Origin of the sequence: Vreelandella lionensis, from assembly GCF_002087295.1 — a bacterium.
GTDB classification, from domain to species: domain Bacteria; phylum Pseudomonadota; class Gammaproteobacteria; order Pseudomonadales; family Halomonadaceae; genus Vreelandella; species Vreelandella lionensis.
The window spans coordinates 1-21,651 of record NZ_MWVI01000060.1 but is presented as its reverse complement, the minus strand read 5'-3'; the positions used below and the strand labels follow the sequence as shown (position 1 = coordinate 21,651).

The following is a 21,651-nucleotide window of genomic DNA, read 5'->3' as shown; positions in this document are numbered from 1 at the left end:
GCCAGGACTGGTACCGTTAATGGTAATTGGTTGGGCTTCTTGTCCGTCAATAGGCAACGATTCACGGCGGCTCTCCAGCGATACCTCGGGCCCTTCTTCAACGCCCTGCGCGTAGACATTGCTGCGGCCCCAGGGGTTTGCCCAGGCGGGGGTTAATCCCATTGCCGCAGCGGAACCTATTCCTAGGGCAGCGCCGCCTTTTAGGACCTGCCGGCGAGAAAGCGGGTGAGAAATGATGCTTGAGCGTGCCATGTGTAACTCCCATCAATGATGAATGGCACCATCTTGATGGAAGAAGCTGAATCAAAGCTGAATAGTGATTAATTAATCACTTCAACTGCAAGAGGCAACGTAACCGTAACGCGCAGTCCACCCAGTGGACTACGCTCAAAGCGCGAGTGCCCTGAGTAGCGGGCAATTAACTGCGCAAGAATCGTCAGGCCTAAGCCGTAGCCGGGACGGCGTTCATCCAATCGTGTGCCACGCTCTCCCAAGCGCGAAAGATCTTCTTCTGCAACGCCGAAACCGTCATCATCAGTGGTGAGCGTGAGTGTGGTAGCGGAGGCGGCAATATCGCAATTAACGCACCTATTCGCCCATTTGCCAGCGTTATCGAGCACGATGCCTAATATTTCAGAAAAGTCGTGAGCCTCAATAGGCACTAGGTCTTTCTCGCCTGCCGAGTGGGTGAGGTGAGATACGCTCAGGGTAAAGGCTGCGGAACATCTCTATGAGCCGTGAACTATCTCGCGTGACGTTCGCCATTCGACCCGCGTTAGGCCCTGCAATACGCGAACGACGCAGCTCTGCAGCTAACTGAGCGTTAATATCTTCAATACGGCTGAGCAGTTTATGCCGTCGGTTTTCATCAATGGGCCGATTGCCGCGCAGTACTTGGGTAATTGCTGCCAGCGGGGTTTTTAAAGCATGAGAAAGATTGGCGACTGATTCCCGCGAGCGTTGTAATCGATGATCGATATCATCCATAAACCAGTTCAGCTGGTCGACTAATTCATCTAGCTCGGAAGGGGCTACTAATAACAAGCGATCACGTTTGCCTGATCGCAAGGCTTCAAGCTGGTGACGCAGTTGCCAAAGTGGCGTGAGGCCGCGGTTAACTGCCAGCATATTGAGTATGATGAGCATTCCTAAAAGCACGGCGGCAATTCCACCGACCCACCAATGCAAGGTAGCAAGTCCTGCTTCTACCTGAGAAAAATCCTCACCCACCAGTAATACGCCGTTAGAACCCTGCCACTCAAAATGGCGGCGGTAGACGAGCATGTGCTGATCGTTATGTTTAACGTCCACAAGAGCATCGCCGTTCTCTTCCAGCAGAGGCGCCAGCTGTTGCTGCCATTGTGGGTCGGAAGCGCTGACCGAGCAGTTAAAGCGGGGTACGTAGAGATGATGAAAGACTGGATATCCTTGGCTAACCGAGTCTAGCGCAGTCGGGACAGCCGTTTGGTCCTGCTCTAGCTGTGCGACGGCATGGTCGGCTTCGCGCTGAAGACGCTCACCCAAAAAATCCCGAGCAAGATTCTGCAACAATATGCCATGCAGTAGCCAGGTCGTCACCACCACGAATAGCGCCACGCCACCTAGCCAGGCGAGTAGTCGAAAACGTAAACTGCGCCGATCAATGTGAAGCAAAGAAATACCCCTGGCCGCGCCGCGTTTGAATCACCGATTTGCCGAGATAACGGCGCAGACGGGCGACATAGACTTCGACCAAGTTAGGCGCGGCGGCATCCTGATCCAAGGCATAGAGCTGCTCTAGTAGCTGCTCTTTAGAGTGAATGCGATCAGGATGCAGCATTAAGTAGCGCAGTAACCGAAACTCGGTCGCTGTGAGCGAACGCCACGTTTCACCTTCTAAGCACACTCGTTGACCCGCTTCATCCAACGAAACGCCGTTAAGCGTGATCACTTGAGATAACTGACCAGACTGCCTGCGTAGCAAGGCCTTCAGCCGGGCCATCAGTTCGGCTTCGTGGAAGGGCTTGGTAAGATAGTCATCGGCCCCCGTCTCAAGGCCGACAACTTTATCTTCCCAGGTATCGCGGGCCTTCAGGATCAAAATAGGCGTGTCGCGTTTTTGCCTGCGCCACTGGGCGAGCAGATCCAGCCCTGAGCCGTCGGGCAAACCGACATCTAAGATCGCCAGTTCATAATGCTCGGTTGCCATCAGCGACTTGGCCGCTTTCAAGGAAGCGGCCAAATCAACTAGGTAACCGTTGTCTTTGAGACTCTCTGCTAAGCTTTCCGCTAGCAAGTCATCATCTTCAAGTAGCAACAGTTTCATGGATATACGTCAGATTAGAGAGAAAAATTGCCGTACATGCCGGATTCGTAATGGCCGGGAATGTTACATGCATACTCGAGCGCGTTAACATTATCAGGAACACGCCATAATAGAGACCCAGTCTCGCCAGGTGCAATGGTGACGACTTCCATACTCATATTGGCCATATCGTGACCATCGCCGTTTGACATATTGGACATATCGTGGCCTTCACCGTGTGCCATATTTGCCATGTCATGGCCTCCGCCATTGGCCATGTTTAGCATCATCTGGCGATGTTTTTCTTGGGCTTCTTTGCTACCAATCACAAAGTCGTGTTCTATATTGCCGGTGTTATTAATTTCAAATTTAACCCCCTCCCCTCCCCCCTATTTCTAGCGCTTCAGGGTCGAACCACATATCGCCAGCTTCAAGGCTGATCGTGCGGTCAACGTCAGCCTCGGTTAGGCTGTTGTCACCACTGCCTTGGCGGGGCGCAGCCCAAGCCGCACTCGTTATCAAACTTAGTGAAAGGGCAAACATAGACGTTGTTAAGGAGATGTTGCGCATGGTCATTTACCTCAGAGGTTATTGTCACTTGTTCTTTATACGGGGTTAACCTGAAACGAGCCTGAACCTAACGTAAAAATATGGCCTGCTACCCAAAAGCATTTCTAACATGATGATGGATCCTGACCCCCTGATTAGAGTCAACGCTGCAGCAATGACTTTTCGTCTTGTTGGTGCAATTGCCTATGGCAGCCTCCGCCTAAACCTCAGCGTAAGGCCCATAAGAAGGAGACCGTTAATTTCGAGCTCTGGAACGGCTTAACAAGGTGGTTGACCTGTTAGTCACCCATTCGGTGATGACACTCTTGTCAGCACTGCCGTGATCAACAAGATAACCGCGACCAGCACCATCTCCAGTGCAATACTTCTCTGTAACCGTGGCGAATTCCACACCCAACGTCGAAGAGCCCCATAATAGAGTCCCGGTGTCACCAGGTGCAATTGTGACGCCTGCCATGCTCATATTGGCCATATCGTGGCCTTCACCTTGTGACATGTTTGACATGTCATGACCTTCGCCATTTGCCATGTCTAGCATCATTTTTCGATGCTCTTCATGGGCTTCTTTACTGCCAATCACAAATTCATGCTCTAAATTGCCGGTGTTGGTGATTTCAAATTTAACCACCTCCCCAGCCGCCAGTTCTAGCTCTTCAGGGTCGAACCACATATCGCGAGCCTCGAGACTGATCGTGCGGTCGACGTCAGACCCAGTTAGGCCGCTATCCCCGCCGCCATGGCCAGGTGCAGCCCACGTGGCGCTTGTTACTAAGCCTAGTGAAAGAGCAAATAAAGACGTTACTAAAGTGTTTTTGCGCATGGTCATTTACCTCAGAGGTTATTGTCACTTGTTCTTTATACGGGGTTAACCTGAAACGAGCCTGAACCTAACGTAATAATAGGATCTGCTGCACAACAGTATTTCTAATATGATGATGGATCCTGACTAGATACTGCTCTCTAATTAGTGTCAACACTGCAGCAATGACTTTTCGTCTTTTTGGTGCAATGCCTATGGCAGCATCCGCCTAAACCTCAGTGTACGGCCCACTAGAAGGCGACCGTTAATGTTCGATCTCTGGATCGGCTCTACACGGTGGTTGCCCTGTTGGTCACCCATTCGGTGATGTCCCCCTTGTCAGCACCGCCGTAATCAGCAGGACAACCACGACCAGCACCACCTCCAGCGCAATACTGCGCTGCAAACGTCGTGGGGCTGTTGCGTCGCCGCTCTCAAAGGCAGGTACAAGCAGCCACTTGTTCGCGGCAGCAAATAACAGCAGCACCGCGAAATCAATATTTTGCCGATCAAGAACTGTCCATATGCCGTGGTGAGCAGGGGCGTGCGACCGCCCGTTAGCAGCGGGGCCAACGTGACGCCCGCCAGTACCAACAAGCCGACTCCGCTTATGGCGATTTTCCCGAAACGGGTCAGAATGTGGGCGGTATTGTCCTGGTTGTGACCCCGTCCCACTAAATGGAACAGCGGCCACAGCGAGGCCACCCAGAATGCTGCCGCCATCAGGTGAACGATCAGCAAGCCAGCCAGAATGAGGCGTGGGGTGTTTACTGTATGCCCCACCTGCACGAATGCCAGCATCACCAGTAACACGCCTACTAGGCTCACGCTGTTGGCTGTTTTCGAGAGCGCTAAGTTATTAAGCTGAATCGCCTGGACTAGCCGCAAGCCAGTTACCGCCAGTATTAGTCGGACCCCGGACGCGCCATCGACCACGATTCCGAGCAGCATTGGGGTGGTTGCAGCAGCTATATTGCCGCCCCCAAGGTAACCAGCTTCTAAAGGCCACTGGAACAGAATCAGGATAATCGCGGCCCAGACAGCAAGGACACCCATGCGGGCGACGTGCCTCCGGTCATGTTCAGGGAGTTGGGGAAATGCTAGACGAAACAACACGGCTCCCGTCGCGACTAGGGCACTGAGGTAAACCCCGGCCGCCACGAGAATCATCGCGACGGTCCAGACATCAAGGCTATTTACTGAGGGCCACCAGACCACGGGTCAAGGCTCGACCGAGAAGTTAAAACCGTCAGACATCATGTGCCCGTCATCCGATAGGCCACGCCAGCGCACCTGGTAATCCCCAGCCGAAAGAGTGTCACTGGGCGCCAATCTCTGCTGGGGAATCCTGAATGGTGACGCCATCCTTAGGCGAAGTGCTTGCGCCCCCTTCATGGGCCAGCACTGGGCTTGCGAGCGACAGCAGCAGCGTTGCTAAGGTAGCGTGAATAATAGGGAGCGAAGTCGTCTTCTTTTGCATACCGTTTCCTTATATTTTTATAGGCTTGAATGGTTCGTCGCGGAGGCTTCAAATCTGATTCGGTTGAGCCTTCAGACATCGTTCATGTGCCCTATTTGACGAACAAGGCACATGGCATCTTGGTCTTAAAGAACCAAGAGAGCATTCATGGATTCTTTGGCTGCTGGGTTTTCGCTTCTTGGGTGGCGATGTATTTGAGCAGCATTTGTACGCGCTCTTCTTCATGGAACTGAGTCAGTGTTATAGCGTGCCAACCTGAAACAGAGCTGAAAATGGCGGAAAAAATGACCTGTGACAAATCTAGCGTTTGGGATCAGTTTCTTCTTTAACCTTTGGGCTACCTATAGGTTGTAGGCTTATAACAAAAGCTAACTCTGCCTTCTTCCATTTTTATCGGATAAGGCAATGTCTCGATCAGCAACATGATGAGAGGAAATATCATGGTTAAGCACACGATGAACTTTGCTATTGGTGGGGCTGCAATCCTCAGTGTCTTAAGTAGCGCCATCTTTGCTCAAGGCATAAATCAGGAGTGATGTCATGATGAACGCGGAATGCTTTGCTTTTATGGGGTCAATGGGGTGGTTAGACTGGTTGATGCCCCTGGCTATGCTGTTATTAATTGGCTTCGCGATCGCGTCGCTGGCCAAGTACCTCTTCAGTCGTTCACGTTAAGGAGTTGAAAATAATGCGACATATGACCACCAAACTTTTGCTCTCGGGTTTCATGCTAATTGGGACGGTCTCCGCTCAAGCGGCGTTACCGCCAGAGGCAACACTGTATAAGAACCCCCAGTGCGGCTGTTGTGACGAATATGCCCGCCATCTTGAGGAACTTGGCGTAGACGTCACCAATTATTGATGACGTCGAGCTGGGTGATATCAAGCAGCAGGCGGGTGTTCCCTATGGTCTTGGATCGTGCCATACCATCGAAATCGGCGAGTATTGGATTGAGGGCCATGTTCCGATGGAAGCCGTACAGGCGCTGTTTGAGCAACAGCCTGATGCAGACGGCATTGGCCTAGCAGGTATGCCCATCGGTACACCGGGGATGCCAGGGCCTCAGGAAGCGCCCTATGACGTGTATTCCTTTACGGATCAAGAAGACAAGGCGTTTATGACGCTGTAGTAGGTTTTGGATGACATAATTAGACCTCTTGTACTACATGAGATGTTTGTTAAGCACCAGGTGTGTTTCGAGATGATTTGAAAATTGGTTGCGTCAGATGCTCTCTAAAGTGCGACATGTTCAAGAAATCATCCAGAAATTGGCGGGGCCTTTCCCAGGGTTCGCTGATACTTTTAAGCATCTTAAATCCAAAAATGAACAGATACCCTGCGAAGCCTCTGTGTTAAATGCTTTTAGCAAGGTCAGTATTGGTCACAGTGACTTAGCATAGGTACTATTTGCCACCTTTATGAGTAGCGGTGTCTGTTTTGTCGGTAAGAGCAACCTGTACACCCCGTGTACAGGTTGCTCTTCTGACGAAGAGCCGATACGGCCATCCCTTCAGTGCGGGCGAGGATCTTCGCTGCGATGGGCGAAGTGATCATTTGAATCACTGCAAAAAAAGCGGCTGGAATCGCGATCTCTGATGGCAAGCCGGAAACAGCGACAAACGCTGCAGCGATGCTGAATTCCTTTTTACTGACCGTGAAAAGATAGGTAATCACCTCTTTGCGATCAGAGGTGAGTAACCGTGAGGACATACCTACCAGGTACCCAATCAAATTGAGGCACAGGGCGGCGCGCGCAACCACAAACGCATACCAGCCATAGCCAATGATCGTGGTGGCATTCGGCCCGACCACGGCGAGTAGGATCAGCAGATACAGAATCGACCCTATCCCTGCATACGCTGAATCATGCCGTGCAAAGAAAGCCGAGAACCTTGTACGCAAGCTGACCCCAATCACGGTAGGAAGAAGCACGATTAGTGTTAATTCAAGAATAATTGATCCAAGCGGAACGTATAACTGAAGGCCGGTGAGCCATAAAAACAGGAAGGGAACAATAAACGGACATAACGCGGTGTTGACTGCGTTGAAAACAGCGGCAAGCGCCACATTGCCTTTCGCCAATCAGTACCAAAAGAGGAGAAGACACATCTGTCGGCAGCGTGACGAGCAAGGTTTGGGCCAGCAGCCAGCGGGCCGCTTCCAAAAAATAGACGGCCCGTTAGCCACCCGGCAATCGACATAGGCCCATAGACCAGCCCCAATGCCAACAACTGCCGTGACGGCTTTCGGAACACGATGCGCACTGCATGCGCATCGAATGTGAGGCTGATAATCAACATCAGTAATGCCAGTAATGGCCCAATCGCGAACTTAAGCATTATTCCGGTGGCCGGAAAGAGTAAGCCTCCCCCCGCGACGACGATTACAAACCAGACAAGGTGCGCCTCGACAAAATAAATGAATCTACCCATGGTGGATTGGACGTTACCGGTTGAAGTGGATTGAGCCCCGCACCTAAAACATGATCACCTTCGGCCCAGCACACAAAGGCTCCTTGGTAGCTAGGGACGTGCTTCCCAATCCAGCGATGCAAATAGATAATGCTCAAGGGTTGAAGCTTTAGTTGCTAGAGGTTTTATAGTACCAAGAACAGATAATTCGAGAGAGGGTAACAGATGGGACATCATCATGATCATCCCCACATTGATCCTGCCTCTGGCGACCGGCGCGTCAGCATCTCCATTTGGGCCAATGGGCTCTTAACCATCGCTCAAATCGTCGGTGGCATTATGGCGGGGAGCCTATCGCTGATCGCTGATGCGTTACATAACTTTTCTGACTTGGCAGCATTAGTCATTGCCTTTGCTGCTCGTAAAATCGCCAGACGGCCTGCCGATGTGCATATGACCTTTGGCTATGGCCGCATCGAGATAGTGGCAGCACTCATCAATTACACCACCCTCATTATTGTCGGTGTCTACCTGATTTACGAAGGCGCTATGCGGATGGTCGATCCCCCTGAGATAGAGGGATGGACGATCGTGATTATTGGTGGCGTCGCGCTCGTCGTCGATGCCCTTACCGCCATGCTCACGTGGTCAATGCAAAAAGAGAGTGTCAATATCCGCGCCCTTTTTCTCCATAACTTATCGGATGCGTTTGCCTCCATCGCCGTGATTATCGGTGGTTCGCTTATTTTACTGTACGACATGCGCTGGGTCGACCCCGCGATCACGATAGGGATTGCGCTACATATTCTTTACCTAGCCTTCTCTGAAATTGGCGGCCCTATCCGTACGCTAATGCTGGGATCTCCCCCGGACATTGACGGGCAGGCAGTCGTTGAGACCGTACGAGATATCGAGGGAGTCCAGGATATTCACCATGTGCATCTATGGCAGATGCAGGAAAACATGGCAGCCCTTGACTGCCACGTGGTTCTGACAGAAACCGGCTGGCAGCAGCTTGAATCCGTCAAAGCAGAGATCAAGGAGCAGCTTAAAATGGGCTTCAGTATTGCTCATTCCAGCCTAGAGTTTGAGCATAGTGACCACGCGCATCAAAATGCCAATCTATATGGGCATGAGTGACAGACCGAGGCCGGCTCCCGGCTCAGGTTGGTAGTGGGGGCTTACTCCCATAGCGATTGGCTTGTTTTTCAACCCGACTTTTCCACCCCATCATTGAGACAGAGAGTGAAACATGTTCAAAAAAGCGTCTTTTATATTGGCCGGTACATTATTGCTGACCGCTGCGATCGTCGCCGTATCAAAACCTGCCCTCCTGGACATGCAGGCTCAGGCAGCAAAAGAGAATGGTGTCCAGGCCGAGGACTCACTGGTACGTTCACACTCCCCCATTTTGGGTCGAGAAGACGCGCCGGTGACGATTGTGGAATTCTTCGATCCGGCTTGCGAAGCCTGCCGTGCTTTCCACCCCCTGACAAAAAGTATTTTGGAAACTTACCCAGAAAAAGTGCGGCTCATCGTGCGCTACACTCCTTTCCACGGCGACGTATCTGACAAGACCATTCGAGTATTAGAAGTCGCTCGTCGTCAGGGCGTCTTTGAACCGGTACTGGAGAGACTGCTGGCTCGCCAGGATCAATGGGCCTCGCATGGCAGTTTTGATGAATCCGCTATCCTTGATATCGCGAGCCAAGGGGGCCTTGATCTAGCGGCTGCCGAAGAGCAACTGACTTCTGCTGAAGTGCAGGCGGTGATTGACCAAGACATGGCGGCTGTTAGAGCCCATCCGATTCGGCAAAAACCCACCTTTTTTGTCAATGGCGAGCCTTTAGACCCCTTTGGTATGCAAGAGCTGATTGATGCCGTTGAGAGTGAAGTAGCGGAGGCCTCTGGGGAAGAGGATGGTCAGTGATGCAGCGCTTGTGGTTATTAGGCTTGGGAGGCTTTTACCCCTTGCTAGCCGAAGCCAATTGGCAAACGCATCTTTCGGTGCCGCCGTCTGAACTTAGCCCTGTCAGGTTACAGGCGACTGGCGAGCAAGAAGGCACATTACCGCTTGATAGCGTTGATACCCTAACCTTTGGGCGTGATGTCATCATTGATACCACCCTCTACGAGGCTTTAGCAGCAGAAGGTGTCCCTACGCGTTTCGCCAGTAAACTGGAAACACTGCTCAGCGAGTTTATCGCAGCACTGCTGGATTTTTCAGGCAAGGAACGTATTCAATTAGTGTGGGAGGAAGATCGACGCCAGGACGGCACCCGTGTTGGGCCACCACGCCTCAGTTATGCCGCTCTGCCTGATCAGGCAGAGCCCTTAGAGGTTATATGGCCGGTCACTCCAAAGGGGGACGTTGCTCTTTTCAAAAGCAATACCCTGCTAAGCACGTTGCGTTTGCCTGTGCTTAGTGCTCGCTTAACGTCTCGCTTTGGGAATCGGCGACATCCTGTGTATGGAGGGGTGCGCCCTCATAATGGAATTGATTTGGCTGCACCAACGGGAACGCCAGTCATTGCTACCGCACCTGGGCGCGTATCCTTTATGGGGCGGCAAGGGGGATACGGGCAGGTGATCGAGGTGGAACACGACACAGGGGCCATTAGTCGCTACACACACCTTAGCCGATTCTCTCCACAGCTAGTGGTTGGGGATTTAGTTAATGCGGGAGAGTCGCTCGGAGAGGTAGGTTCGTCCGGGGTCGCCACGGGTCCCAACCTGCATTACGAAGTGAGAGTCAATGACCAGCCTGTTGATCCCCTTGGTCAAGGTCAACGCATCATGTTGGGGGAGCAGCCGACTCAAGGTGAATATCAAGCGTCACTTTACGAGGCAAGAGATCGCTTGGAACAAGCTATCGGCACGGCGTCCATTTATGACTTGATCTCGTTTAACGAGCCGTAACCACCCGTGCTTAGCAACGTTGCATGGATTGTTAGTAACGTGAACGTGTGCTTGCCTCGTTATGGAACCCTAGCGCTGTGATCACTCATCTACCACAAGACAGGTAATCGGTATGGAAGAGGTTTCTCTCGTCACCATGGGGGTATTGGGAAGCCTTGCCGCGGGCTTGATGACGGCTGTCGGGGCGCTTCCCGTCTTGTTTACCAAAACACCGAATCGTGGTGTTCGCGATTTAGCGTTGGGGTTCGCCGCTCGCGTCATGCTACCCGCCTCTTTCTTCTCACTGATCATACCCTCCTTAGAAGCCTCGGAGCTGCGTTACGGAGGTAGCGTGGTACCTGCTGCCATTGCCTGTGCGGCCATCTTGCTAGGGATTGGAATGGTCGCACTACTGAACGACCTCTTACCTCATGAGCACTTCGAACAGGGGCGAGAAGGGCCAGAGGCTGCCTCACTACGTCGTATCTGGTTGTTTATTATTGCCATTACGATACACAACCTGCCAGAAGGGCTGGCCGTTGGCGTGGCCGTCGGCGCAGGGGGAAGCGAAGGAGGCGTTCCACTAGCGATTGGCATTGGACTTCAGAATGCCCCAGAAGGACTGGCCGTAGCAGTATCACTGCTAGGCGTGGGCTATTCACGTTGGCGGTCATGGACGATTGCCGCCCTTACGGGGCTTGTTGAGCCGTTGGGTGGCTTATTAGGCGCTGGAGTCATCAGCATGTCACAAGCGCTACTGCCCTGGGGGTTGGCCTTTGCGGCGGGGGCGATGTTGTATGTGATCAGTCATGAGATTATTCCCGAAACTCATCGAAGCGGGCACCCAAAAAAGGCCACGCTGGGCCTCTCTATCGATTGGTACTCATGCTGGTTTTGGATGTTTCGCTGGGCTAACCATTGGGCGTGGGGCGTAGCGTTAGTGCTAACCTAAGTCGTGAGCCCCTCCGTGCGATTTTTCAGTGATACAGAGCTGATGATCACTGATGACCTCAATGATTCGGCAGCTTTCCACTTTACCACCGGCACACTGCGTGACCATCCGTTGAAGCTCCTCACGCAGTATGGACAGTCGTTGAAGGCGGGACTCCACTTTCTTTAGGTGATGCGTGGCGATGGCATCGACTTCTTGGCAAGGCATATCAGGTTGATCTGACATGGCCAAAAGCTCTCGCACTGACTCCACCGAAAAGCCAAAGTCTCGGGCATGACGAATAAAGGTCAAGCGCCGCACAGCGTCGTCTCCATAGCGGCGCTGCCCCCCACCGGTTCGTGTTGCATCGCGCAGCAGCCCAATACGCTCGTAATAACGAACCGTTTCAGGTTTGCAATCGGCTCGTCGTGCTAACTCACCAATGCTGATACTTTGCCCCATCATCGACATGGTAAAACTCCTTACGTAGGGCTTGAAGCGATAGTTGCTACAAGGTTTTCACTTCAAAACCATAGCCCATTGAGAGAAGAGGACCATGAAAACATCAACGCCGACAACAGCGCCAAACGTCTTGACGCTGCGTGTTGAAGGCATGGACTGCGGCGGTTGTGAGCGCAAGGTTGTATCGGCGCTAGAGCGACTGGAAGGCATTGAGGAAGTAACGGCAAGCTCGGTCACGGGATCAGTGAAGATTCACCACCACGATCACGGGGCCCCCTCGCGAAAGACCATTGAGGGCATCCTGAACGAACTAGGCTATCAAGTGGCTTCCCATGATGGCCAAACACGCGCATCTGGTGCTTCATCCTCTTGGTGGCAAACCGCTAAAGGGCGCTTGGTCATTATCACAGGAAATCTGCTGATAGTGGCCTTCGCGCTTCGTTTAGCATGGCCTGCGCTGGGTAATATGCCTTTCATTTTGGCCACGCTAGTCGGCTTAATACCCATTGCGCAGAGTGCCTGGGGCGCCCTCAAAATGCGCAATCCCTTTACCATCGAGATGCTGATGTGCATCGCTGCGCTTGGCGCATTGGCCATCAATGCTGCCGCTGAAGCTGCGATGGTCGTGTTCTTGTTCGCCGTAGGTGAGCTACTCGAAGGGGTAGCTGCTTCACGAGCGCGCCGCAGTATCTCAGCCTTGGCAAATTTAACACCCTCAACGGCGAGGCTGATGGACAATGGCCAGCTGCGTGACGTCTCGGCGGAGTCACTTAAACCCGGGCAGCGTGTGCTGGTGCGGCCCGGTGATCGCGTACCCTGCGATGGACGCATCCTGGTGGGCACCTCCGACATTGACGAGTCGCCGGTAAACGGCGAGTCCATACCCCGTTCGCGAGCGCCTGGTGATGACATTTTTGCTGGCACAGTGAATCTTGATGCCGCCCTGGAGGTGGAGGTAACACGAGGCGCTGATGACAATACGATCGCTCGCGTTATTCGTCTGGTTGAAGAAGCACAGGCCGCCAAGGCACCGATAGCACGCTTTATTGATCGTTTTGCGTATTATTATATGCCCGCCGTCGTCTTACTCGCCCTACTGATGGCGATAGTGCCACCGCTGGTATCGACCATGGCATGGTCGGAGTCGATTTACCGTGCGTTAGCATTGCTGTTAATCGCATGCCCCTGCGCGTTGGTCATTTCTACCCCAGCCGCCATCGCCGCAGGTCTCTCGGCGGGCGCTCGGCGCGGACTACTGATCAAAGGGGGGGCCGTTTTTGAACAGTTAAGTAAGCTTCGCTTGGTGGCATTAGATAAAACGGGCACCCTCACTGCGGGTACCCCAAGAGTCACAGATGTGGAGTCTTGGATTGCTGAGGAAGACGATAACAGCGTATTGCGGCTCGCCGCCGCGATAGAGCGAGATTCCAGTCACCCTATCGCCACGGCTATCGTTGAGCATGCCCGACAGTCGGGCCTAAACCTCCCCACCGTCACCGGCAGTCGTGCTTTGGCGGGGCGCGGTGTCTCAGGCCAGGTGGAGGGTCGCGGGCTGAGCTTAATGACGCCTCTTCATCTTCACGAGAAAGTCATCCTTGAGGTAAGTCTCAGTGCTCGGATTATCGCGTTAGAAGAAGCCGGTAAGAGCCTCGCACTCCTCGTCGAAGGCGAGCGTTTGGTGGGCTTGATCGCTGTTCGCGATGAGCCACGCGAAGATGCCCTTGAAGGCCTAGCGGCGCTATCCCGTTTAGGCGTACAGGCTGTCATGCGCAGCGGTGATAATGCCCGCACCGTCGCTGCCACTGGGGGTCGCTTAGGAATTGAAGCGTACGGCGAACTCATGCCTGAAGACAAGGCAGCGTATGTTCGAGACTGGCAAGCGGCAGGTCGTGGCCCCATCGGTAAAGTTGGCGATGGCATCAACGATGCACCGGCCCTCGCGGCAGCCGATGTCGGTATCGCGATGGGGGGCGGCACGGATGTGGCGTTGGAAACCGCCGATGCAGCCTTGCTCAAGAACCGCGTTACCGGCATCGCTGAGCTGATAGACCTCTCTCGTGCCACGCTGCGCAATGTGAAAACCAACGTTGTTCTCGCCCTTGGCTTAAAAGCCATTTTCCTGGTCACCACAGCTCTGGGTATTACCGGTATGTGGATTGCGGTGATGGCCGATACCGGTGCTACCGTCCTAGTGACGTTGAACGCCATGCGACTGCTGGGTTATCGCTTTTCGCCCAGTACCGCATTGACAGGCCTGTCACAAGGAAAAACAACGTCATGAGCACAGCGCAACACGACAGCCCTTCACGACGTTGGCCATGGTTCACATTTGCTTGCGTGTTGGCTCTAGCCGATCAACTGGTCAAAGAAATCGTGCATGCCCGGATGTCGTTTGGCCAAGTCATTCCGCTAACACCGTTTTTTAACTGGGTTTACACCGGTAATACAGGGGCCGCTTTCAGCTTTCTCGCGGAGGCAGGTGGTTGGCAGCGCTATTTCTTTCTTGGTTTAGCGTTGGTGGTGGTCGTCGTATTGGTTGTGCAGCTATGCAAACCCCTGTCGCGCGTAGAGGCCTGCGCGTACAGCCTGATTCTTGGCGGCGCGCTCGGTAATACCGTTGATCGCTTAGCGCGAGGGTACGTCGTCGACTATCTGGACATTTACTGGGGCGAATGGCATTGGCCCGCCTTTAACATGGCCGATATCGCGCTGTTTGCAGGTGTATTGATGTTCGCAGTGGCATTATGGCGTGAAAGTCCTGCTTTTAAGCGCGCAGAGTAACAGTATGGATTTGGTCGATAAAGATAAAGAATATACGCTTTTTGCTGGGCGCTCCTCACCAATAGTAGATTGCGTTGTAGCGCTAGCCGCTGGGGTACTGACCACCTTGAGTGCCGCCCGTTTTTCCCTATGGTGGCTTGGCCCAGTGGGCGTAGCACTGGTCTATTGGAAAATAGCATCGCTAACGCCCGCCATGGCCACCCTGCGTGGGTGGTGTTATGGCGTAGGCCTGTTCGGTCCAGGCACGTCGTGGGTCTTCGTTGCTATTCACGATTTCAGTGGCACCGGGGCCTTAGTAGCGATGTCCCTCACCACTCTTTTTGTCAGCGTCCTGGCGCTCTTCTTTGCAGTTCCCTTTGGGCTCTATCGTCGCATCACGGCGCCACGGTTCGCCTTTCTTAGCTTTGCCGGTATGTGGGTGGTGAGCGAATGGCTACGCACCTGGTTGCTCACCGGCTTTCCCTGGTTATTGCTGGGCACCTCTCAGATGGATTCTCCACTAGCCCCATGGGCGCCCGTTGGTGGTGTGTACTTGCTGTCACTCATGACCGCGCTGACAGGTACGTTAGGGGTAGAAGTACTGCGTCGCCGCTGGGGTTTCCTTGTCCCAATGGCCGCCTTGTGGATCGTTCCATTCCTATTGCCTGCCCAATGGACAACCCCGGCTGGCAAGCCCATCCAGGTGGCATTGCTGCAAGGGAATCTTGATCAGCGCATTAAGTGGACTGCCCAAGGGCAGCGCGAGGCGGTCAATATCTACACAACAATGACACAAGAGCAAGCAAGGGACATCGATCTCATCGTTTGGCCCGAGGCAGCCCTTCCCATGCTTGAGCAGGAAGCACAGCGAATACTGGAGCAAGGAGCGTGCGACCTGGGGCTAACACCGCCTTGTTGACCGGCATTTTGCAACGCGACAGTGAAGGGCGCTCTTATAACAGCGTCATAGGGCTAAATGATGTGCAGGGCGAATACCAGAAAGCGCACTTAGTACCCTTTGGCGAGTATTTGCCATTCCAAAGCCTCCTCGCTGACACCCTTGCTTTTTTCGACTTGCCAGCACCCCGCCTGACCCCGGGGTCAGACGGACAGGCTCCGTTACACGTGGCTGGAACCACCATTGGCACTGCCATCTGTTACGAGATCATTTTCGCCGACCACGTCGCCCAACAGGCGCGTAATGCCGAGCTGCTATTAACGGTATCCAACGATACGTGGTTTGGGCGTTCCATTGGCGCACACCAACATCTTCAAATGGCGCGTCTACGTGCCTTAGAAAATGGTCGTCACCTACTTCGAGCTACCAGTAATGGCGTGACGGCCATCATCGATTCACAAGGTCACGTCACAGCCCGTGCCCCACAGTTTGAACAGGCCAGTTTAACTGGCGAAGTGACCCCGATGCAGGGCCTAACTCCTTTCACACGCACCGGTAGTGGCCCCTCTTGGATACTCGCCGCCTTGCTGACGCTGCTCGGATTACAACTAAACTTATCTCGATCAAAAAACGACGCATTAGATGAAAAAGGAACCTAGCGATGCTCTCGGTAAATAACGCAGCAATACTTAAGAGACTCCTCCCATGGCCAATGCAGATGGGCTTCATCATGAGTGTGATGGTTTCGTCTCTGGCATGGCTCCCTGTCCCCATGTCGGCACAACCCGCCACTACCCAGGAGACGGAATGGCCTAAGGGGCATTACCCGCTACCTGAGGAAGGCAATATTATCGGAGAGGCTGACACCTTCACGGAAGGATTACGACGATACCTTGATAGATATTGCCAAGCGTCACAACCTTGGCTATTTGGAGATGATCCGTGCAAACCCAGAGGTCAGCATCTGGGTTCCAGGGGTGGGCACGGAAGTGACTATTCCGGGACGTTTTATTCTGCCGAATGTAGAGCGTACTGGGATCGTTATAAATATTGCCGAGCTGCGGCTTTACTACTACCCAGATGTCAAAAACGGTGAGACACCGCGTGTTGAGACCTATCCTATTGGCATTGGTCGCGAAGGGTTTGATACCCCTCTCGGTGTGACCGAGACCACCATGAACATTAAAAACCCCGCATGGTACCCGCCTGAGTCGGTAAAACGTGAAGCTGAAGCACGCGGCGAAACCGCGCCAAGTGTTGTCCCGCCCGGCCCCGATAATCCGCTGGGAGACCACGCCATTATCTTAGGCTTCGATGACTATTTAATTCACGGTACCAACCAGCCCGATGGCATTGGCATGCGTGCAAGCCGTGGCTGTATACGCATGTTGCCTGACGATATTGAATCAATTTTTGACCGCATACCGGCGGGCACCCAGGTCAATATCCACAAACAACCTATTAAAATCGGTTGGGACAACGGACAGCCGCTGATACAGGCATTACCTCCTTTAGGGGTGGAGGATCACACCATGACCGCTATATCAGATGCCATTTCACGCCTTGAGACACGCAATGCAGATGGCGTTAGCTTCGATTACGAACAGCTTGGCGATTTACTAGCATTATCCAACGGGCTTATCGAACCTCTGTATCCGAAGCCGGAACCGAGTAATAAAGAAGACGACAATATCAACAGTGTTTATGAAGAACTGACACTTCATTCGTCGTGAATGTCGATAAAGACAAGGCAGAGCGTTTTTTCAGCCCTTTGGAGAACAACGGCTTGGCTACCGTCAAACCCTTAATATTCGTCGTGTGTTGTTGATTGAGCTCTTCCATCACTAGCGTAGAAAGAGTTATTGTGATCATCACAACGTTGGTAGCATCCACTTTCGGTAGCACTGAAGTGTGACGAAGAGGATCTATTCTAAGCCCCTTCCACTGGCTGGCAGGGGCTTTTCTATACCTAGGCAAAGTGATAAATATTATTTCCCTATTAAGATTCATTTATTCCAGTGTTTGTTTAGTGGCTGATGCTCTGGGTTCGCCTTATCAATTGCAGCACCGATAGCAGCATAGGCGTGTTGGTACGTCTTATAGTTTTTCTGATTGCTGTAATACACGTTAAAATCAACAAGGCTTCGCACCACTGCCAGCAGGGTTTCTGGCTCACCATCACGAGTGATAACGTCAATAGCGTCGGTCACAGATTCAACGTTAACGCGCATAGCTATCTCGGCGTGAAACGCCTCTGCGTCGTGTTTAATCTTGGCCAAGTTCATTCTCCTTATATGCGTTGCTAATCACTGTACTTTCAAAGCCCGCTAACAGCCTGGTGGTTCTACGCGCTGCCGCAATAACACCAGCTGATGTCAGCCCTGTCCAATGGATGTGCCCAGTTTTTTTCTATTGTTGTTTCGCCTGCTTGCGTAAGAGGTCGCAGAAATCGAGCCAGCCGTAAGCTCGGAATATATCGGCTACGCCCATGGCTTTGCTGTTCTCACAGGACAACAGTAAAAGGTGATGGCCATCCTGCCGCGGCGGGGGTGCTGAACAGATGGCGAATGGGATCTGCGCAGCCTCCATCCGCTTCATAAACGCTTCGTTCATTGTGTGGTGCTCTGGCTCGCAAAAGATGTCGAAGGCGCTGAGAATAACTTGGGCGACCTCGGTGTTCAGTTCATGCCTGGTCAAGGGAGCTTTTATGCGCAGCTCAGGATCGAGGAAGCCAGCAATCAGACAAGCTGTAGCGAAGTGATGGGCGCCACCCTGGTTGTTTAGATGGTATCCCCAGGGCCGCCAACTGAAACCTTCTACTGTCTCTTCAGCGCCAGAACCGCCATGGAAGCGGAGTTCATGCCAGTTGGGCAAAGGTTCGATGCTGGCACGGTTGTTGTGAACCAATTCGCGACATTCGCCGATAGCATAGGCGTCGAGAGTGGCGTAGCCGACGAGATCGCCTTTCCCAGACGCCAGGGAGATGATGTCTCTGATCGAGCAGCTGAAGTTGTCATCGTAGGTGGTCGATTGAGTCCAGCGGCCGCTGGATAAGGCAAGCGCTGACATTGCAGCCCCGTTCGCCCTGGTCGCCAGTAGGCAATATCGTCCCCTAAGCAAAGCGGCCATCGGTGCCATTGGATGATGCCGAGTTCGCTGGCGCTAGCTGCTGGGAGCGTTACCCGGGCTGCTAAGTGTGAAAATTCAATAGCGTGCTGCACGGCTGCTGGGCTGGCCCAGTGAGCATGGCGCAGCCAGCGGACCAGTAATGTGGTCGCCAGCATAATATGTTCCCCCAAACCCTAACCGTTACGGTCACCCTCGGCTCTATCTTGGAGTGACATTCTGATTTTATTCTGGAGCCCAGGTGATAATGTTTCAGCGTCAACAAAGGCTTGTGGGATTCGATCGGCCCACGACCCGAAAAAGTATCCGCATTTTGGCGCTTTTCTTGATTGGCTCTGCTCTAATCACGGGGATGATTCTTCGACAGGCCACTGCATTTTCCTCTGGTGTTTTGCACGCTAAGGAAGGCCGATATTCGCTCATGCTTGAGGTGGCATCTACCTCGCGCCAGCGTCGCAATGGCCTAATGGAGCGTGACTCAATGGCTCCCGATGCTGGCATGCTCTTCGTCTATGATGAGGAGCAGACAACCGATCATGCTTTCTGGATGTACCAAACTCGTATACCGCTTGATATTGCCTTCCTCGACCATGACGGAGAGATCCAGTCGATCACCAGCATGGCCCCCTGCACGAGAGAAAAAGAAGCCTGTCCGCGTTATCCAGCTGGCACGCGCTTCTGGATGGCCCTGGAGGTAAACGCTGGCTACTTCAATGAGCATGGTATAGCCGCTGGAGATCGCCTAGAGGTCGACCCTTTACAGCACCCCCCCCTTAAAACCTGTTCTACTGCAGGAATGAGAGAGAAGCACGTTAATGAGCACACCCGTTTTTTCACCTCAATCGGGGCCAATCTAGTTGGCGGAACAACTGCTCCTGTACTGTCAGCCATGCCACCTTTAAGCAGTTTCTACCTCAGCTGTCATTGACGCGTGTAGCGTTACGCGCTACACTTCGAGGGCGCTTCACAACAAGGGAGCAAAGCAATGCGATGATAAAGAAGATCAAACACAAAGGGCTTAAACGTCTTTATGAGAAGGGAGAATCCCAAAGGAGTACAACCAAACCAAGTAGACGATTTAAGAGACATACTTGCTGCACTGGACGCAGCCACTAAGCCAAACGATATGAATTTGCCAGGATTTGATTTTCATAGTTTGAAGGGTGATAGAAAAGGCTTTTTTTCGGTGCATGTAAACGGTAATTGGGTAGTGATATTTACGTTTGATGGGGAAGATGTACACCTTGTTGACTATTTAGACTACCACTAACCCCGGCGTTCCTTGATAACCGGCTCGGTACGGTTATCAAGGGCCACCGAGAAAGATGGCCTCGCAGACGTAGCCATGAATGCAACACCTCAAATATGCGATACACAATTTGTGTAAAGAGAGAAAACGGAACCATGCCCATGATGAACCCGCCGCACCCAGGTAGCTTATTGCGCCGTCGGATCGTGCCAGCGCTGGGGCTGAACGTCACTGAATTTTCCAAAAAGTTAGGCATGTCTCGTGCAGCAGTTTCACGCGTATTACATGAGCATGCCGCTATTTCCCCCGATTTGGCCGTTAAGTTAGAGCATGGCGGAATTGGCAATGCCAAGCACTGGCTAACGATGCAGGCAAACTATGAGCTATGGCACGCCGAGCATAAAGAACAGAACCATATTGAAAGATTTGCAGCTGTTTGAATTAGTAAGATATTAATTCGGAAAAACCCAACGTACCGCGACGTTGGGTTTTTTGTATCCAATTAGCCTCGCTAATTGAGACGCAAAAACCCGGCTTATTGCCGGGTATCAAGGTTTAAATATTGGCCATTATGAAAAATCTGCTTACCCATTCATGCGAACGTAGCAGGTAATAGCGCCTAATTAGAGGTCGTCTTCTTCCTCTACATATTTTGGCACGCAGTCATTACAAAGCAATAATTGGCGTTCCTGGCCGAACACCACAGCCGGTATATTGTGAACTGCTTCTCGCGCGCATGGCGTCTCATCATCCTTCATGCCTTCGCACTCAATCACGGTGCTACCTCATCGGTTTTTTGTCTGACTAGAATTAACCAGCAGCTTCGCTAAAAGCCCTACTCCTATTAAACCACTAGGCCTGCATTTCGACACCCGTCGACATAGGTGTTATCTATATTCTTTTAACAGGTTAAAAAAACGTCGTATAGGGCCGGACTTTTGGTGTTTGATGTTGTGTCATGCCATCTGGATGTAGAGAAACCCGGCTGGCAATTCTTCGCAGCGTGTTACTTCTTATTCACGCGGTGGTAAATTTCTTCCTCTAAGACGAGCTTAAACGCCTCTCCTTCTGCTTCAAATTCATCCCACAAGCATTCTGGCAGCGATGCAGCGTCCAGATCGAGTTGGCCCGGCTGAGCGCCGTATTCTATTTCATTGACGATATGGGGTTCGCGCTGGATAAATAACGTGGCCATAGTGTTGAGCTTTTCGACTTCACGCTCTTTCTGGTAGAGCCTAATTTCATCTAGCGCCGGGCCTTCTGGCCAGGACTCTTTTCCTTCCATTCGACGTTTTGCCGTGTCAATCAGCTCGCCGAAAGCGCCCAAAGCCCCTGCTGCTGAACGATGCCCGTACATCAGCCGCCAAGATTAAATCTTGCTCTTCATAATCGCGCACAGCCACGCGAAAACTAACGCCATCACAATGCAAGACCGCGTAAGGCATGACACTGCTTTCGGCAACAATCCATTCGGCAATACCTCGTATAGTTGCTTCACGGTCAAAAATGCGTCGTGGGTAATCGTCCCAGCCATCGATAGCGTCGAGAATCCTGCTTCCCCCTTTGGATGCTTATAAAGTTTACTAAGATAATGTCCAGTCGCTTTTCTATATTCATCTTGGTGTATAGGTAAAGTACTTCCAACCAAACATGTGAAATTCGATGAATTTTATACAGGCTATACGTTGGATTCCGGTGCAACATTCCACCTATAGCTGCCTTTTACTCCTCAGACAAAACGTACAACTGTAAGTAGGTGAACCGCCCCGGCTACCGGAGACT

Annotated in this window: 24 protein-coding genes and 4 pseudogenes; 13 read left to right on the top strand and 15 right to left on the bottom strand. The window is 52.5% G+C overall.

Features of this window, described 5'->3' with window-relative positions; genetic code table 11:
* From B4967_RS07640 to B4967_RS18285, 10 genes and pseudogenes are all read right to left on the bottom strand, one after another.
* Positions 1-252 (bottom strand): annotated as a pseudogene (locus B4967_RS07640) (twin-arginine translocation signal domain-containing protein); the annotation flags it as partial.
* A 68-nt stretch (positions 253-320) separates the two neighbouring features.
* The gene (locus B4967_RS19025) at positions 321-662 is read right to left on the bottom strand and encodes an ATP-binding protein (RefSeq protein WP_243470400.1); all 342 of its coding nucleotides are present in this window, start codon (positions 660-662) and stop codon (positions 321-323) included.
* A complete protein-coding gene (locus B4967_RS07635; protein ID WP_243470399.1) occupies positions 652-1,653 on the bottom strand; it encodes a sensor histidine kinase in 1,002 nt (333 codons plus the stop codon). Before B4967_RS07635 ends, B4967_RS19025 begins: the two co-directional genes overlap by 11 nt.
* Positions 1,640-2,305: a response regulator transcription factor gene (locus tag B4967_RS07630; RefSeq protein ID WP_083024512.1), complete on the bottom strand. Its 666-nt coding sequence runs from the start codon at positions 2,303-2,305 to the stop codon at positions 1,640-1,642. The genes B4967_RS07635 and B4967_RS07630 overlap by 14 nt, the downstream gene beginning before the upstream one ends.
* 14 nt (positions 2,306-2,319) lie before the next feature.
* Complete coding sequence (locus B4967_RS19020; protein WP_243470398.1) at positions 2,320-2,613, bottom strand: cupredoxin domain-containing protein; 294 nt, start codon at positions 2,611-2,613, stop codon at positions 2,320-2,322.
* A gap of 40 nt (positions 2,614-2,653) precedes the next feature.
* A complete protein-coding gene (locus B4967_RS19015; protein WP_243470397.1) occupies positions 2,654-2,854 on the bottom strand; it encodes a hypothetical protein in 201 nt (66 codons plus the stop codon).
* Between the two features lie 235 nt (positions 2,855-3,089).
* Positions 3,090-3,674 carry a cupredoxin domain-containing protein gene (locus B4967_RS07620; RefSeq protein ID WP_243470396.1) on the bottom strand — a complete coding sequence of 195 codons (585 nt, stop codon included), beginning with the start codon at positions 3,672-3,674 and terminating at the stop codon, positions 3,090-3,092.
* Positions 3,675-3,966: 292 nt separating this feature from the next.
* Positions 3,967-4,376, bottom strand: a pseudogene (locus B4967_RS21485) (copper resistance D family protein).
* 498 nt (positions 4,377-4,874) lie between these two features.
* Positions 4,875-5,018: a copper resistance protein CopC gene (locus B4967_RS21285; protein WP_422821851.1), complete on the bottom strand. Its 144-nt coding sequence runs from the start codon at positions 5,016-5,018 to the stop codon at positions 4,875-4,877.
* The gene (locus B4967_RS18285; protein ID WP_207953599.1) at positions 4,972-5,133 is read right to left on the bottom strand and encodes a hypothetical protein; all 162 of its coding nucleotides are present in this window, start codon (positions 5,131-5,133) and stop codon (positions 4,972-4,974) included. Before B4967_RS18285 ends, B4967_RS21285 begins: the two co-directional genes overlap by 47 nt.
* A 540-nt stretch (positions 5,134-5,673) precedes the next feature.
* Between B4967_RS18285 and B4967_RS20205 the strand changes: the two genes are divergently transcribed.
* Positions 5,674-5,808 carry a hypothetical protein gene (locus tag B4967_RS20205; RefSeq protein ID WP_279384672.1) on the top strand — a complete coding sequence of 45 codons (135 nt, stop codon included), beginning with the start codon at positions 5,674-5,676 and terminating at the stop codon, positions 5,806-5,808.
* A 13-nt stretch (positions 5,809-5,821) separates the two neighbouring features.
* Positions 5,822-6,263, top strand: a pseudogene (locus B4967_RS21280) (DUF411 domain-containing protein).
* Positions 6,264-6,550: 287 nt separating this feature from the next.
* On the opposite strand, the gene B4967_RS19000 reads toward B4967_RS21280, so the two are convergent.
* Complete coding sequence (locus B4967_RS19000) at positions 6,551-7,216, bottom strand: bile acid:sodium symporter family protein (protein ID WP_243470394.1); 666 nt, start codon at positions 7,214-7,216, stop codon at positions 6,551-6,553.
* 554 nt (positions 7,217-7,770) lie between these two features.
* Between B4967_RS19000 and B4967_RS07595 the strand changes: the two genes are divergently transcribed.
* The 4 genes from B4967_RS07595 to B4967_RS07580 all read left to right on the top strand — a co-directional run bounded on the left by B4967_RS07595 (position 7,771) and on the right by B4967_RS07580 (position 11,395).
* Complete coding sequence (locus tag B4967_RS07595) at positions 7,771-8,685, top strand: cation diffusion facilitator family transporter (protein WP_083024510.1); 915 nt, start codon at positions 7,771-7,773, stop codon at positions 8,683-8,685.
* 112 nt (positions 8,686-8,797) lie between these two features.
* On the top strand, positions 8,798-9,475 hold the full coding sequence (locus B4967_RS07590) for a DsbA family protein (protein ID WP_083024508.1): 678 nt from the start codon (positions 8,798-8,800) through the stop codon (positions 9,473-9,475).
* A 41-nt stretch (positions 9,476-9,516) separates the two neighbouring features.
* Positions 9,517-10,464, top strand: coding sequence for a M23 family metallopeptidase (locus B4967_RS07585; protein ID WP_161491487.1), 948 nt, complete (start codon positions 9,517-9,519; stop codon positions 10,462-10,464).
* 112 nt (positions 10,465-10,576) lie between these two features.
* Positions 10,577-11,395, top strand: a complete 819-nt coding sequence (locus B4967_RS07580) for a ZIP family metal transporter (protein WP_243470393.1) — start codon at positions 10,577-10,579, stop codon at positions 11,393-11,395.
* Here B4967_RS07580 and B4967_RS07575 read toward each other — a convergent pair.
* The gene (locus B4967_RS07575) at positions 11,387-11,845 is read right to left on the bottom strand and encodes a MerR family transcriptional regulator (protein WP_082051477.1); all 459 of its coding nucleotides are present in this window, start codon (positions 11,843-11,845) and stop codon (positions 11,387-11,389) included. The genes B4967_RS07580 and B4967_RS07575 overlap by 9 nt on opposite strands.
* 85 nt (positions 11,846-11,930) lie before the next feature.
* On the opposite strand from B4967_RS07575, the gene B4967_RS07570 reads away from it, so the two are divergent.
* From B4967_RS07570 to B4967_RS07555, 4 genes and pseudogenes are all read left to right on the top strand, one after another.
* A complete protein-coding gene (locus tag B4967_RS07570) occupies positions 11,931-14,117 on the top strand; it encodes a heavy metal translocating P-type ATPase (RefSeq protein WP_083024504.1) in 2,187 nt (728 codons plus the stop codon).
* Positions 14,114-14,617, top strand: a complete 504-nt coding sequence (gene lspA, locus B4967_RS07565; RefSeq protein ID WP_083024503.1) for a signal peptidase II — start codon at positions 14,114-14,116, stop codon at positions 14,615-14,617. Before B4967_RS07570 ends, lspA begins: the two co-directional genes overlap by 4 nt.
* Positions 14,618-14,621: 4 nt before the next feature.
* A pseudogene (gene lnt, locus B4967_RS07560) lies at positions 14,622-16,153 on the top strand (apolipoprotein N-acyltransferase).
* 234 nt (positions 16,154-16,387) lie between these two features.
* On the top strand, positions 16,388-17,227 hold the full coding sequence (locus B4967_RS07555) for a L,D-transpeptidase family protein (protein ID WP_422821850.1): 840 nt from the start codon (positions 16,388-16,390) through the stop codon (positions 17,225-17,227).
* A 273-nt stretch (positions 17,228-17,500) separates the two neighbouring features.
* Here the strand turns inward: B4967_RS07555 and B4967_RS07550 are convergent, their stop codons facing one another.
* Together B4967_RS07550 and B4967_RS07545 are read right to left on the bottom strand one after the other, a co-directional pair.
* Positions 17,501-17,773, bottom strand: a complete 273-nt coding sequence (locus B4967_RS07550) for a hypothetical protein (protein ID WP_139794446.1) — start codon at positions 17,771-17,773, stop codon at positions 17,501-17,503.
* Positions 17,774-17,903: 130 nt separating this feature from the next.
* A complete protein-coding gene (locus B4967_RS07545; protein WP_139794445.1) occupies positions 17,904-18,563 on the bottom strand; it encodes a DUF6685 family protein in 660 nt (219 codons plus the stop codon).
* Positions 18,564-18,867: 304 nt separating this feature from the next.
* On the opposite strand from B4967_RS07545, the gene B4967_RS07540 reads away from it, so the two are divergent.
* The 3 genes from B4967_RS07540 to B4967_RS07530 all read left to right on the top strand — a co-directional run bounded on the left by B4967_RS07540 (position 18,868) and on the right by B4967_RS07530 (position 20,309).
* Positions 18,868-19,548: a DUF192 domain-containing protein gene (locus B4967_RS07540; protein ID WP_139794444.1), complete on the top strand. Its 681-nt coding sequence runs from the start codon at positions 18,868-18,870 to the stop codon at positions 19,546-19,548.
* Between the two features lie 102 nt (positions 19,549-19,650).
* On the top strand, positions 19,651-19,890 hold the full coding sequence (locus B4967_RS21275; protein WP_139794443.1) for a type II toxin-antitoxin system RelE/ParE family toxin: 240 nt from the start codon (positions 19,651-19,653) through the stop codon (positions 19,888-19,890).
* A gap of 140 nt (positions 19,891-20,030) precedes the next feature.
* Positions 20,031-20,309: a HigA family addiction module antitoxin gene (locus tag B4967_RS07530; protein ID WP_035561890.1), complete on the top strand. Its 279-nt coding sequence runs from the start codon at positions 20,031-20,033 to the stop codon at positions 20,307-20,309.
* Positions 20,310-20,875: 566 nt separating this feature from the next.
* Here the strand turns inward: B4967_RS07530 and B4967_RS07525 are convergent.
* Positions 20,876-21,226 (bottom strand): hypothetical protein, encoded by a 351-nt coding sequence (locus B4967_RS07525; protein ID WP_083024496.1) that lies wholly within the window; start codon positions 21,224-21,226, stop codon positions 20,876-20,878.
* Positions 21,227-21,651: the final 425 nt, after the last annotated feature.